Annotated in this window: 11 protein-coding genes and 1 pseudogene; 8 read left to right on the forward strand and 4 right to left on the reverse strand. The window is 74.0% G+C overall.

The features are described 5' to 3' along the window. Positions 1–88 precede the first annotated feature (88 nt). The 6 genes and pseudogenes from PUR71_RS24900 (at position 89) to PUR71_RS24925 (ending at position 5,816) form a co-directional block, all read left to right on the forward strand. A pseudogene (locus PUR71_RS24900) lies at positions 89–1,320 on the forward strand (MFS transporter). Between the two features lie 252 nt (positions 1,321–1,572). Continuing rightward, on the forward strand, positions 1,573–2,268 hold the full coding sequence (locus PUR71_RS24905) for a TVP38/TMEM64 family protein (protein WP_329929325.1): 696 nt from the start codon (positions 1,573–1,575) through the stop codon (positions 2,266–2,268). Positions 2,269–2,326: 58 nt separating this feature from the next. Then, entirely contained in the window at positions 2,327–2,842 is a 516-nt protein-coding gene (locus PUR71_RS24910; protein WP_329929326.1) for a DinB family protein, read from the forward strand. A 271-nt stretch (positions 2,843–3,113) separates the two neighbouring features. Beyond that, positions 3,114–3,506, forward strand: coding sequence for a cell division protein SepF (locus PUR71_RS24915; RefSeq protein WP_329929327.1), 393 nt, complete (start codon positions 3,114–3,116; stop codon positions 3,504–3,506). Between the two features lie 154 nt (positions 3,507–3,660). Then, positions 3,661–4,260 (forward strand): TetR/AcrR family transcriptional regulator, encoded by a 600-nt coding sequence (locus PUR71_RS24920; protein ID WP_329929328.1) that lies wholly within the window; start codon positions 3,661–3,663, stop codon positions 4,258–4,260. Continuing rightward, positions 4,257–5,816, forward strand: a complete 1,560-nt coding sequence (locus tag PUR71_RS24925) for an MFS transporter (RefSeq protein WP_329929329.1) — start codon at positions 4,257–4,259, stop codon at positions 5,814–5,816. The genes PUR71_RS24920 and PUR71_RS24925 overlap by 4 nt, the downstream gene beginning before the upstream one ends. A 59-nt stretch (positions 5,817–5,875) precedes the next feature. On the opposite strand, the gene PUR71_RS24930 is transcribed toward PUR71_RS24925, so the two are convergent. The 3 genes from PUR71_RS24930 to PUR71_RS24940 form a co-directional block, all read right to left on the reverse strand. Continuing rightward, positions 5,876–8,341, reverse strand: a complete 2,466-nt coding sequence (locus PUR71_RS24930; protein ID WP_329929330.1) for a SpoIIE family protein phosphatase — start codon at positions 8,339–8,341, stop codon at positions 5,876–5,878. A gap of 148 nt (positions 8,342–8,489) precedes the next feature. Further along, positions 8,490–9,110, reverse strand: a complete 621-nt coding sequence (locus PUR71_RS24935) for a TetR/AcrR family transcriptional regulator (RefSeq protein ID WP_329929331.1) — start codon at positions 9,108–9,110, stop codon at positions 8,490–8,492. Between the two features lie 70 nt (positions 9,111–9,180). After that, positions 9,181–10,767: a 4-coumarate--CoA ligase family protein gene (locus tag PUR71_RS24940; protein ID WP_329929332.1), complete on the reverse strand. Its 1,587-nt coding sequence runs from the start codon at positions 10,765–10,767 to the stop codon at positions 9,181–9,183. 236 nt (positions 10,768–11,003) lie between these two features. Here PUR71_RS24940 and PUR71_RS24945 point away from each other — a divergent pair, with 236 nt between their 5' ends. Together PUR71_RS24945 and PUR71_RS24950 are read left to right on the forward strand one after the other, a co-directional pair. Continuing rightward, entirely contained in the window at positions 11,004–11,675 is a 672-nt protein-coding gene (locus PUR71_RS24945) for a hypothetical protein (RefSeq protein ID WP_329929333.1), read from the forward strand. After that, complete coding sequence (locus PUR71_RS24950; RefSeq protein ID WP_329929334.1) at positions 11,662–12,372, forward strand: class F sortase; 711 nt, start codon at positions 11,662–11,664, stop codon at positions 12,370–12,372. The genes PUR71_RS24945 and PUR71_RS24950 overlap by 14 nt, the downstream gene beginning before the upstream one ends. A gap of 15 nt (positions 12,373–12,387) precedes the next feature. Here the strand turns inward: PUR71_RS24950 and PUR71_RS24955 are convergent, their stop codons facing one another. Continuing rightward, the gene (locus PUR71_RS24955; RefSeq protein WP_329929335.1) at positions 12,388–13,560 is read right to left on the reverse strand and encodes an acyl-CoA dehydrogenase family protein; all 1,173 of its coding nucleotides are present in this window, start codon (positions 13,558–13,560) and stop codon (positions 12,388–12,390) included. Positions 13,561–13,604: the final 44 nt, after the last annotated feature.

The raw sequence follows: 13,604 nt of genomic DNA on the forward strand, positions 1-13,604 counted from the left end.
AGAGTGTTTCTATCAGGGTCCCTTCCTGATAATTTATCGCCCGTTGCCGGACGGCCGATCCACCGCGTGCGACCGGGAGGGAACCCGCATGACCATGACCCCACCGCTGGACCACCTGCCCGCGCCGCCGCGGCGGGCCAGGGCGAGCATCGCCCTGGTGTTCGCCGTGCACGGCGCCGTCACGGGCACCTTCGTCAGCCGGATCCCCTGGATCCAGCACCGCCTCGACCTCTCCCCCGGCGAGCTCGGGCTCGCCCTGGTGATGCCCGCCGTCGGGTCGTTCCTCGCGATGCCGCTGGCCAGCCGGTTCGTCCACCGCCACGGCGGCCGGGCCGCGGTGCGCGGCCTCGTCTCGCTGTGGTGCCTGGCCCTGGCCCTGCCCGCGCTCGCACCGTCACTGCCCGTCCTGTGCGCCGCCCTGTTCGTCTACGGCGCGACCTCTGGCACGTCGGACGTCGCGATGAACGCCCAGGGCGTGGAGATCGAGGAGCGCCTCGGCCGCTCGATCATGTCCGGCCTGCACGGCATGTGGAGCGCGGGCGGGCTGCTGGCCTCGGGCTTCGGCATCCTCGCCGCCCACCTCGACCTCGACGCCCGCCTCCAGTCGGCCGTCACCGCGCTCGTGCTGCTCGCCCTCGCGCAGGTGGCCTGCCGGGGCCTGCCCGACCTGCGGGCGCCGGAGGAGGCCGAGGCGCCGCCGCGGTTCGCGCTGCCGCCGCGCAGCTCGCTGGTGATCGGACTGGTCGGCTTCTGCGCCGTGTTCGCCGAGGGCGCGTCGATGGACTGGAGCGGCGTCTACCTTCGGGACGTCACCGGCGCCTCGGCCACCGTCGCCGCCGTCTCTACACCGCCTTCGCGCTCACCATGGCCGTCAGCCGGCTGGCCGGGGACGCGGCGATCCGCCGCCTCGGGGCCGTCCGGGCGACCCGCCTCGGCGGCGCCACCGCGACCGCGGGCGGCGTGCTCGTCGTGCTGGCGGACGAACCGGCCCTGGCGATCCCGGGCTTCGCACTGATCGGCGTCGGCATCGCCGTCATCGTCCCGCTGGCCTTCGCCGCGGCCGGGCGCAGCGGCCCCAACCCCAGCCAGGCCATAGCGGGCGTCGCCACCGTCACCTACACCTCCGGCCTGATCGCCCCGGCCGTCGTCGGCGGGCTCGCCCAGGCCACCTCGCTGACCGCCTCCTTCGCCCTCGTCACGGTGCTCGCCCTGGCGCTGGTGCCGAGCGCCGGGGCGCTGCGCCGCACCGCACGGACGGCCCCCGACGGTCCGTCCGGAAGCGTCACCACACCCGCGAGCAACGACCTCTCGACGCTGTGACGCGACGGGCGCCCGCGCGTCTGTCTCCCCCCGATCGGCGCACACTTTTCGGCGCCGGGTGCGGTCGAACCCACCGGCGCGGCCCGGGACGCCCGCCGTTCCCGTCGGCCCGCGCCGAAGCCACCCAGGGGGAGCGAACCGATGACGGCTGCTGCCGCCGGTCACCCCGCGGGACTTCCACGCCGGGGACGACCGGTTCTGGCGTCACAACCCCGAGAAGGACCCGTACGGCCGAGCCGTTAGGCTCGGGCGGTGCACGCACCAGACGCAGCCCCCGCACCGCCCGAGCCCGCCCCGCGTTCGCCGTGGTGGCGCTTCGCGCTGCTCGTCCTGATCCTCGGCGCCGCCGCCGGATCGCTGCTGCTGTGGAGCCCGACGGCGTTCCTGCGGGTCGGGCTGCCCGCCGGAGTGCCCGGGTACTGGCTCGCGCCGGCCTTCGTCGCGGTCTACGCCCTCGCCACGCTCGCCTTCCTGCCCCGCCCGGCACTCAACGCCGCCGCCGGACTGCTGCTCGGCATCCAGGAGGGCACCGTGCTCGCCGTCCTCGGCACCACGCTCGGCGCGGCCGCGGCGTTCGGCCTCGGCCGGGCGCTCGGCCGCGACGCGCTGCGCCCCTTCCTGCGCGGCAGGATGCTGACCGCGCTGGACCGCCGCTTCACCGACCAGAGCTTCCGCAGCGTGCTGCTGCTGCGCCTGCTGCCCGGCCTGCCGTTCCAGGCCGGCAACTACGGCGCCGCCTTCTCCGGCACGCGCTTCGCGCCGTACATCCTGGCCACGGCCGTCGGCGTCGTGCCGACCACCGCGGTGTACGTGACGGCCGCGGCCAGCGCGCGCGAGCCCGGCTCGGCGTCCTTCCTGCTCTCGGCGGGCGTGATCGGGCTGTTCGGCGCGGTCACCCTGGTCTCGCTCTGGCGGGCCGCCGCCGCGCGCCGGCGCACCACCGCCTGAGCCGCACCCGCGGTTATTCGCTCGCGATCCGTCCTCGCCCGGCGCCACCATGGCAGCCATGACCAACCTCACGCCGCGGGTCGACCCGCCCACATCCGCCGACGAGACCACCATGCTGACGGCCTGGCTGGACTTCCACCGCAGCACGCTCGCCCTCAAGTGCGAGGGCCTCACCGACGACCAACTGCGCACGCGCTCCGTCCCGCCGTCCAACCTGTCCCTGATCGGCCTCGTGCGGCACATGGCCGAGGTCGAGCAGTACTGGTTCCAGGACATCCTGCTGGGCGCGGACGTCGGCGTCGGCCACTACTGGACCGAGGACAACGAGGACGGCGACTTCGACGACGTCGCCACCGCGGACGTCGCCCACGACCTCGCCACCTGGCACGCCGAGGTCGACGCCGCCCGCCGCGCGATCGTCGGCCTCCCGCTCGACACGGTGGGCAAACGGCAGCGCCGGGAGGCGGACGTGACGCTCCGGTGGATCCTCGTCCACATGATCGAGGAGTACGCGCGGCACAACGGTCACGCGGATTTTCTGCGCGAGCTGCTGGACGGCAGGACCGGCGAGTGAAATCGTTTCCGCATTGTTGACAGAAGGTCAATTAGGCGGTGACCGCGACCGATAAGGTCTACGCGCGCAACCGTACGCAGGCCCCCCGCGTCGATGAGGGTGCCCGGGTTCGCCCGGGTTTCCGGCGCGGCACGACTCGTACGGGGGGCGCGAGCGGGCACGGGACCGGTGAACAGTGCGATACTCGGACAGTTCCGACGAGTGGATGACGTGTCAAAAAGGGCACGCGCACCCGGGGGGACGCGGCCGGGACGAGGCAGGGAGGCGCGGCATGGGAGCACTTCGCGACGAGCACCACAACGGGTGGCTGATGCCCTCGGGCAACTACCCCGCCGCCGTGTACGACGACGAGTGGAGCGAACGGGACACGGTGCCCGCGATGCCGTCGCCGGCCAAGATCGTCTCGCTGCGGCCGACCGGCTTCGAGGCCGCGCGCACCGTCGGCGAGCACATCCGGGCCAGCACCCCGGTGGTCATGGACCTCACCGAGATGGAGGAGGCCGAGGCCAAGCGGATGGTCGACTTCGCCTCCGGGCTGATCTTCGGCACCCAGGGGGGCATCGAGCGGATCGCCCGCCGGGTCTTCCTGCTCACCCCGGCCGACGTCGAGGTCATGGTGATCGACCGCCCACTCGACGACACCGGGTTCTACAACCAGAGCTGAGCTCCCGAGGAGCAGCGACCGACCGGGGACGGCCACCGCCGTCCTCGGTTTTTTGCTGCCCGGTTCCTCCCGCCCGGCCGGGCCCACGCGCCCCATCTGAGGCTTCTGATCTTATTTTGAGACATTCATGTCTCACTTGAGCTAGACTCGATGCATGGCCACCGACCGCGACACCGTCCTCGAAGCCGCCGTCAGCGTGCTCTCCCGCCGCCCGACCGCCCACCTGGACGAGATCGCGCGCGCCGCCGGCATCAGCCGCGCCACGCTGCACCGGCTGTTCCCCGGCCGCGAGGCCCTGATCCGCGAGGTCGGCCTGCTCAGCCTCCAGCGCTTCGCCGCCGCACTGGACACCGCCACCGCCGGGGAGGGCGACGCCGAGGCCGCGGTGCGACGCCTGGTCGAGGTCGCCGTCCCCGACGCCATGCTCTGCGCCTTCCTGGCCGGTGAGAACCAGCTCTACGACGACGAGAACGTCAACGCGCTCTGGGAGATCCAGATCGAACGGCTGCACCGGCTGTTCCTCCTCGGCCAGCAACAGGGCGTCTTCCGGATCGAGCTGTCCGCCGCGTGGCTCAGCGAGGCCTTCTTCGACCTCGTCGCCGGCGTCGGCTGGGCCATCCAGGACGGCCGGCTCGCCCCGCGCGACGCCGCGTTCTCGATCACCGAGCTCTTCCTCGGCGGCGCCCTGCGCCGACCGTCCTCCGCCCCCTCCACACCCTCGTCGGCCCGCGCAACGGAAACCGATACACCATGAGCGCCCTGCCCCTGACCACCCCGAGCCGCCGCTGGAGCGGCCTCGCCGTCCTCGTCCTCGCCGTCACCCTGGTCGCCGTCGACGCGACCGTCCTCTCCCTCGCCATCCCCTCCATCAGCGAGACGCTGCGCCCCAGCGGCACCCAGCTGCTCTGGATCGGCGACGCCTACTCCTTCGTCCTCGCCGGCCTGCTGGTCAGCATGGGCGCGCTGAGCGACCGGATCGGCCGCAAGAAGCTGCTGCTGGCCGGCTCCACCGCGTTCGGCGCCGCCTCGCTGCTGGCCGCCTACGCGCCGGGGCCGGGCTGGCTGATCCTGGCCCGCGTCCTGCTCGGCGTGGCCGGCGCGACGATCATGCCGTCCACCCTGTCGCTGATCCGCAGCCTCTTCCCGGACGACCGGGAGCGGGCCACCGCGATCGGCATCTGGGGCGCCGCCGCGGCCGCGGGCGCCGCGCTCGGGCCGGTGGTCGGCGGTGTGCTGCTGGAGCACTTCTGGTGGGGCTCGGTGTTCCTGCTCAACATCCCCGTCCTGATCCTGCTGCTGGTCTTCGGCGCCTGGCTGCTGCCCGAGTCCAGGGACCCGAAGCCGGGCCGCTGGGACGTGCTGAGCGTCGTGCTGTCGCTGGCCGGTGTGATCGGCGTCGTCTACGCGGTCAAGGAGGCGGCCGCGAACGGCGTGGCGCGCTGGGACGTGCCGCTCGCCGCCCTCGTGGGCGCCGTCGCGCTGACCGTCTTCGTCCGCCGCCAGCTACGGCTGGACACCCCGCTGCTGGACGTCCGGTTGTTCCGCGACCGCCGGTTCACCGCCGCCGTGCTGGCCTCGCTGATCTCGCTGATCGGCCTGTCCGGCGTGGTCTTCGTGACCTCGCAGTACCTCCAGCTGGTCCGCGGCTACGAGCCGCTCCAGGCGGGCCTCGCCGAACTGCCGGCCTTCGCCGGCTCGGTGGCCGGCGGGCTGCTGACCGCCCGGCTGGTCCGGCGCACCGGCGCCCGCCCGGCGCTGACGTTCTGCCTACTGGCGATGGGCCTCGGCGTCGGCGTGCTCGGCTGGCTCCGGCAGGACACCACGTACCTGGTGCTGGCCGCCTCGTTCCTGCTGGTCGGTACGGCCGAGGGAGTGGTCTACACGCTCGGCGCCGACCTGGTGCTGAGCGCCGCGCCGGCCGACACGGCCGGCGCCGCCTCCGCGGTGTCGGAGACGGCGTACGAGCTGGGCACCGCGCTCGGCATCGCGCTGGTCGGCTCGGTGGTGGGCTCGCTCTACGCGAGCGGGCTGTCCGTCCCGCAGGGCGCGGACCCGGCCGCCGCCGCCCGGGCGGGCGAGTCGCTCGGCGGCGCCGTCGAGGCGGCCCACGGGCTGCCTCGGGCCCTCGGCGAGCCGCTGCTGGCGAGCGCGAGGCACGCGTTCGTCCACGGCATGAACGTCGCGGGCATCGCGTCGGCCGTGCTGCTCATCGGCGCCGCCGTGCTGGCCTGGCGCCTGCTGCGCGGGCTCTGCGGCCCGGCGACCGAGCCGGCGGAGGTGCGGCCGGCGCCCGAGAAGGTGGATGCCTAAACGATTCTGCGGCCCCGCACCCAAGCTCTCGGGTGCGGGGCCGCGGCCGTCGCCCGGCGCTAGTGGGAACCGAAGGGCAGTTCCAGCTCGGCCCAGACCACCTTGCCGTCCCTGGTCAGCCGGCTGCCCCAGCGCTGGGCGAGCTCGCTGACCAGGAACATGCCGCGCCCGCCCTCGTCCTGCTCGGCGAAAGGGCGCAGCTGCGGGGTCTGGCCGCCGGCGTCGGAGACCTCGACGGTGAGCACGCGGTCGCGGAACAGGCGCAGCCGGCGCGGGGCGTCGGCGTGCAGGAGGGCGTTCGTGACGAGCTCGCTGACCAGCAGTTCGGCGTAGTCGGCGAGCGGGGTCAGGCCCCAGCGCTCCAGGGTCGAGCGGGTGAAACGGCGGGCCTTGCCGGGCAGCCGGCCGCCGCCGGTGAGCGGGAGGGTGGCGATCCGGTCGGCGGGCAGCGGCAGCACCCGGGCCATGATCATCGCGATGTCGTCGTCGGTGCCGTCGGTGACGAGGGCGCCGAGCACGGCGTCGCAGGTCTGCTCCAGGGTGCGGCCGGGCTCGGCGAGGGTGCGGGCGAGCAGGTCGATGCCCTTGTCGATGTCCTGGCCGCGGCGCTCGACCAGGCCGTCGGTGTAGAGGGCGACCATGCCGCCCTCCGGGAGGGTGAACTCGATCGACTCGAAGGCCACACCGCCGACGCCGAGCGGCACGCCGGGCGGCAGGTCGACCCGGCGGGCGAGCCCGTCGGGGCCCACCCACACCGGCGGCAGGTGGCCGGCCGAGGCGACTTGGACGGTGCGCTCCAGCGGGTCGTAGACCGCGCAGATGCAGGTCGCGAACTGGCCCTCGCCGATTCCCGAGGCGGTCTCGTCCAGTCGGGTGAGGACCTGCTCGGGCGGCATGTCGAGGGTGGCGAGGGTGCGGGCGACGGTGCGCAGCTGGCCCATCGTGGCGGCGGCCCGGATGCCGTGGCCCATCACGTCGCCGACCACCAGGGCCACCCGGCCGCAGGACAGCGGCACGACGTCGAACCAGTCCCCGCCGACCTCGCTGACGACGCTGCTCGGCAGGTACCGGTAGGCGATCTCCAGGCCGAGCGTGCGGTGGATCTCCTGCGGCAGGAGGCTGCGTTGCAGGGTGAGCGCCGTCTCGCGCTCGCGCCGGTAGAGCCGGGCGTTGTCGAGTGCGAGGGCGGTGCGGGCGACGAGTTCCTCGGCGAGGGCGACGTCGGCGTCGGTGAACGGCTCGGGGTTGCGCATCCGGATGAACTCGGAGCCGCCGAGGACCATGCCGCGGGCCGAGATCGGCACCATCAGGTACGAGTGGATGCCCGCCTCGATGCCGGGCGCCACGCGCTCCTCGCTGGCCACCAGGCCGCGCAGCACCTCCTCGTCCACGTGGGCGCGCAGCAGCGGCTTCCCGCTGCGCAGGCACTGGGTGTAGCTGCGGTGCGGGGCGTACTCGGAGGTCTCCCCGACGGCGTCCACGGCGTGCACCAGGCCGGACGCGTAGGACTCGCCGACGGCGACGGCCCGGAGTTTGATCGGGCGGTCGGCGGGGATCGTGCTGGGCTCGGCGCCGCGCAGCACCGGCTCCAGGAGGTCGACGGTGGCGAAGTCGGCGAACCGGGGGACGACGGCCTCGATCAGCTCCTCGGCGGTGCGCTGGAGGTCGAGGGTGGTGCCGATCCGGGCGGTGGCCTCGGCGATGGTGGCGAGACGTTCCTGCGCGCGGGAGGCGCGGGCCTCGGCCTGGAAGCGCTCGGTGACGTCGATGATCGAGGAGGCGACGCCGAAGACCCGGCCGGTGGAGTCCTCCAGGCGGAAGTACGAGGCGGACCACGCGTGGTCACGCCTCGGGTCCCCGGGGACGCGGCCGTGCGAGCGGGCGTCCACGACGGGCTTGCCGGTCCTGAGCACCTGTCTCATGGTCTGCTCGATCTCGGCGGTGTTGATGCCCGGCAGGACGGCGGATATCCGGCGGCCGAGGTGGGCGGTGGCCGGGACGCCGTTCATCCGGGCGAGCGCCTCGTTGATCCGCACGAAGCGCAGCTGGGTGTCGTACACGGCCATGCCGATCGGCGAGCGGCCGAAGATGCCGTCGAGGACGGCGAGGTCGGCCTCGATCTCGTGGATGGCGCCGGTGTCGGAGGCCGTGGCGAGCAGCAGGAGGGTGCCACCGGGGCCGGCGATCGGGTAGGTGCGGAACTCCAGCTCGACCCGGTGGCCGTCGCGGTGGCGCACCGGGTAGACGAAGGAGGTGTCGGTGCCGTCCATGAGCCGCCGGAAGATCCCGAGCACCTCGGCGCGGTCGCTCTCGTCGGTGAGCAGCCGTGCCGCGTAGCTGCCGACGGCCTCGTCGGCGGTGAAGCCGAGCAGGGCCTCGGCGTCCTCGCTCCAGTGCAGGATGAGGCCGTCGCCCTGGATCAGGACGGTGGCGAGTGGGACCAGCCGGTGGCCCTCGGGACGTGCGGGGGCGGCACCCGGTGCGGGGCCGGCGGCGTCGGTCGCGTCCCACTCGTGTCCGTGCATGATCAGGCAGCACCCCGGTTCGGCTCGTGCCCGGCCGGGTGGGCCTCGCGGTCCGTGTCGGCCGGGGTTCTTCTCCAGACTGCACGGACATCGGCCGCCCGGCGACCCCTTGGAAGGGGCCGATCCGGTCGCTCCTGGTGTACGGGCGTCATGGGCGTACCGGGCGCAGCGTACTCTCCAGAAGGCCCGCCCACTGCCGGATCACTCCGGATCGTCGGGCGCTGTCGTCGGTGAGCAGGTTGGCGAGGCCGAGGCCGCGGGCGAGGTCCAGGGTGGCCTGCACGGATTCGCGCACGCCGGAGCGGGTCTCGTCGGCGTCCAGGAACTCGACGGCGGCCCGGTGGGCCTCGCGGCCGACGTGGCCCTCCAGGGCGATGATCCGCTCGCGCAGCGCCTCCTCGGTGGCGGCGGCCGTCCACAGGTGCAGGGCGGCGCGGAACAGCGGACCGGTGTAGAGGCGCACGATCATGTCGACGACGGCCCCGGTGCGGTCGGGGCCGGCGGCCGGCAGCTCGTCCGCGTGGGCGCGGACGGCCGCCAGCCGCTCGGCGGTGACGTGCTCGACGGCCGCGGTGAACAGGTCCTCGCGGGTCGGGAAGTGGTGCTGGGCGGCGCCCCGGGAGACCCCGGCGCGTTCGGCGACCACGGCGACGGTGGAGCCGTGCCAGCCGCGTTCGGCCAGGCAGTCCACGGCCGCCGCGAGCAGCCTGGCGCGGGTGGCACGGCTGCGGTCCTGCCGGGGGGTGCGGGCGGCGGGGTGGCTGGTCATCGGTGCTGGCGGTTCCTGTTCCGGTGGGGGCTCGGCGGGTCGATCCTCACAGACGCGCCCTGGTGCGGCGTCAGTGGGCCGCCTCCCGGGCCCGGAGTTCGCGCCGGAGGATCTTGCCGGCGGGGGACTTGGGGACGGCGTCGACGAACTCGACGGCGCGCACCTTCTTGTAGGGGGCGACCTGACCGGCGACGAACGCGGTGACGTCGTCGGCGCTGAGCCGGCTGCCCGGCACCCGGACGACGAAGGCCTTGGGACACTCGGTGCCCTCGGCGTCCGTCACGCCGATCACGGCGGCGTCGGCGATCTGCGGGTGACCCAGCAGGACGGCCTCCAGTTCGGCGGGGGCGACCTGGTAGCCCTTGTACTTGATCAGCTCCTTGACCCGGTCGATGATGTGCAGGTAGCCGCGGTCGTCGACGAAGCCGACGTCGCCGGTGTGCAGCCAGCCCTCCTCGTCGATCACCGCGGCGGTCTCGCAGGGGCGGCCGAAGTACCCCTTCATCACCTGCGGGCCGCGGATCAGGAGCTCGCCGGGCTCGCCGGGCCCGAGGTCCGTCCGGGTGCCGTCCAGGGCGGCGACGCGCAGCTCGGTGGAGGGGACCATCCGGCCGACGGCGCCCGGCGAGGGGTCGGTGTCGTGCGGGGAGACGACGTGGGTGACCGGGGACAGCTCGGTCATGCCGTAGCCCTGGAGCAGGTGCGGCAGGCCGAGGCGGCGGGCGCAGGCGGCGGCGAGCTCGGTGTCGAGCGGGGCGGCGGCGCACAACAGGTACTCGACGGAGGACAGGTCGAAGCGCTCCACCAGCGGGTGCTTGGCGAGGGCGAGCGCGATCGGCGGGGCCACGATGAGCGCCTGCACCCGGTGCTCCTCGATGGCGCGGCAGAACTGCTCCAGGTCGAAGCGCGGCAGCACGACCACGGCGGCACCGCAGCGCAGCGGCTGGTTGAGCAGCGCCGCGAGGCCGTAGATGTGGAAGAACGGCAGGACGGCGAGCACCCGTTCGCCGGGCTCGGGGCGGTACAGGGCGTCGACCTGGCCGAGGTTGGTGGCGATCGAGCGGTGGGTGAGCATGACGCCCTTGGGCAGTCCGGTGGTGCCGCTGGAGTACGGCAGCACGGCGACGTCCTCGCCGGGGTCGATCGGGACCTCGGGCACCGGCGCGGTGGAGGCGAGCAGGTCGGCGAGCGAGCGGTGGCCGTCGGCGCCGTCCAGCACGACGATCTCGCGCAGCGGCCGGCCCCCGGCGGCGAGCAGCTCGGCGGCCTTCGTGGCGGTGGGCAGGAAGGGGGAGACGGTGACCAGCCAACGGGCGCCGCTGTCGCCCAGCTGGCCGGCGAGCTCGTTCGGGGTGGCGAGGGAGGAGACGGTGGTGACGGTGGCCCCGGCCCGGGTGGCGCCGTAGAAGGCCATGGGGTAGACGATCGTGTTGGGGCTGAAGAGCGCCACCACGTCGCCCTTGCGCACGCCCGCCTCGGCCAGGCCGGCGGCGACCCGAAGCACGGACCCGGCGAGCTCGGCGTGGCTGACGGTCCGTCCGGTGAGGCCGTCGATCAGGGCCGGCCGGTCACCGTACCGCGCCGCGTCGCCGAGCACCGCGTCGTGGATCGGGAGGTCGATCACCGGCACGTCGGGGAAGTCGCTGAGGAACACCAAGGTAAGCCTCCGCTGAGGAAGTTGAGGTGAATTCGGGGCCGGCGTCCGGTCTCGGGGGCAGGCCGGCCGGGGGCGCGTTCAGGAGCATACGGACAGCGAAGGGACGCTGCGCCATTGTGGGGAACGACGGCCGGAGCACGCGTGGCACAGTTGCCACCGGGGGGCGCCCGGTCGGACGGTGTGCACCACGGCCGCCCGCCCCCGGGAGCGGCCCCGGAACCTGGAGCACCCCGAACGTGAGAGCCACCTCCCCTGCCCTGCCGCGCGGCCGCCGCCTGCTCGCCGCCGCCACCACCGCCGTCGTCCTCGCCCTCGGCAGCGCGCCGCTCGCCTGGGCCGCACCCGGCGACAACGGCGACGTGAAGATCCACAGCGACACCACCGCGGTGAGCGACACCCGCGACGAGACCAAGGTCTGCACGTTCTACCTCGACGCGTTCAACTTCGACACCGTCCAGCAGGTCAACTGGACCATCGAGACGCAGCCCGGCGGCACGCAGGTGCTGGCGGGCTCCATCACGCTCACCAACGGCACCGGCAACACGGGCAACCTCAGCCTTCCGGACGGCATGTACAAGCTCGAATGGACGTTCGTGGGCGAGAGCGGGACGGCCAAACAGAAGGTCTTCCAGGTGTCGTGCGCCACCTCCTCGCCCTCGCCGTCCCCGTCGCCCTCCTCCTCGCCCAGTCCCTCGCACTCGCCCTCCTCCTCACCGTCCTCGTCCCCCGGCGTCTCGCCGAGCACCTCCCCCGGCGGCGGGCCGCACGGTGGCGTGCCCACCGGTGGCGGCGGCACCTCCGGGGCCAACGCCGCCGAGGTGATCGGCGGGGTCGCGCTGCTCGTCGGCGCCGGCGGCCTCACCGTCCGCGCGATGCGCCGCCGTCCCGGGACCAATGCCGACTCCTGACCACCCCTTCCGCGTGCCGCACGGCGGCCCCGGCCCGATCACGGCCGGGGTCGTCGCGCTGGCGCTCGCGGCGGGCGGCATCTGGCTCGTCCACGACGGCACCGACGGCCGGGACGGGCCGCCACTGCCCGCTCCCCCGCCCTCGGCGGCCGCCCCGGCCGTGCCGGCGCCGAGCCCCGGCCGGCCGGCGGCCGCGGCGCCCTCCCCGCCGCCCTCCCTGCCGCCCGGCCACCCGCCGCTGCCCGCCTCGCCGCCGACCAGGATCCGGATCCCCGCGATCAAGGTCGACGCCCCGTTCGTCGGCCTCGGGCTCAGCGCCTCCCGGCAGCTCACCACCCCGCCGATGGACCAGCGCAACCTGGCCGGCTGGTACCGCGACGGCACCACGCCGGGCGCGGCCGGCAACGCCATCACCGTCGGCCACGCGGACAACCACACCGGGCCGGCCGTCTTCTACCGGCTCGGCCTGCTGCGCCCTGGCGACACCGTCGAGGTGGCGCGCAAGGACCGGCGCACGGCCGTGTTCACGATCGACTCCGTCCGGGTGTTCCCGAAGAAGGACTTCCCGGACGCCCTCGTGTACGGCGCCACCGAGCGGGCCGAGCTGCGGGTGATCACGTGCGGCGGCGCGTTCGACCGGAAGACCGGGTACGAGTCCAACACCGTCGTGTTCGCGCACCTGACCGGCGTCAGGTGAGCGTTCACCGGTTCGCTAGTACGACTTCGGCAGGCCGAGGGTGTGCTGGGCGACGTAGTTGAGCACCATCTCGCGGCTGACCGGCGCGACCCGGCCGACCCGGGTGGCGGCCAGCAGCGCGCCCAGCCCGTACTCCTGGGTGAGGCCGTTGCCGCCGAGCGTCTGCACCGCCTGGTCCACCGTGCGGGCGGCGGCCTCGCCGGCCGCGTACTTGGCCATGTTGGCGGCCTCGCCGGCCGCGAGGTCCTCGCCCGCGTCGTAGAGCAGCCCGGCCTTCTGCGTCATCAGCCGGGCCAGCTCGATCTCCACCGCGCACTGCGCGAGCGGGTGGGCCAGGCCCTGGTGGGCGCCGATCGGGGTCGACCACACCGTCCGCGTCTTCGCGTACTCGACGGCCTTGCCGAGGGCCTGGCGGGCGAGACCGAGCGAGAACGCGGCGGTCAGGATGCGCTCGGGGTTGAGGCCCGCGAAGAGCTGGAGCAGGCCCGCGTTCTCGTCGCCGACCAGCGCGTCGGCGGGCAGCCGGACGTCGTCCAGGAACACCTGGAACTGCTTCTCGGGCGCCACGAGCTCCATCGGGATCGCCCGGAACTCGAAGCCCGGCGTCTCGCGCGGGACGACGAACAGGCAGGGCTTGAGCTTGCCCGTCCGAGCGTCCTCGGTGCGGGCGACGAACAGCACGTCGTCGCAGTGGTCGATGCCCGAGACGAACACCTTGCGACCCGTGAGCAGCCAGTCCTCGCCGTCGCGGCGGGCCACGGTGGAGATCCGGTGCGAGTTGGAGCCGGCGTCCGGCTCGGTGATGCCGAAGGCCATCCGGCGGGTGCCGGCGGCCAGCCCGGGCAGCCAGCGGCCCTTCTGGCCGTCCGTGCCGTAGCGGGCTATGACCGTGCCGCAGATCGCCGGGGAGACGATCAGCAGGAGCAACGGGCAGCCCGCGGTGCCGAGTTCCTCCAGCACGATGGCGAGGTCGGTGATGCCGCCGCCCCCGCCGCCGTACTCGGCGGGCAGGTTGACGCCGAGGTAACCGGCCTTGCCCGCGTCGGCCCACAGTTCGTCGGCGGGCTCGCCGGCGCGGGCCTTGGCGAGGTAGTACGCGGAGCCGTAGCGGCGGCCGAGGTCGCCGACGGCGCGGCGCAGCGCCCGGCGTTCGGGGGTGTCGAGGAGCTGACTGCCGATGGCGGACATGCGGGGTCCTTCCTCAGGCGTGCGCGGGGTGGTCTCGCTTGCGG

The organism is Streptomyces sp. SP17BM10 (genome assembly GCF_036322405.1).
GTDB lineage: Bacteria > Actinomycetota > Actinomycetes > Streptomycetales > Streptomycetaceae > Kitasatospora.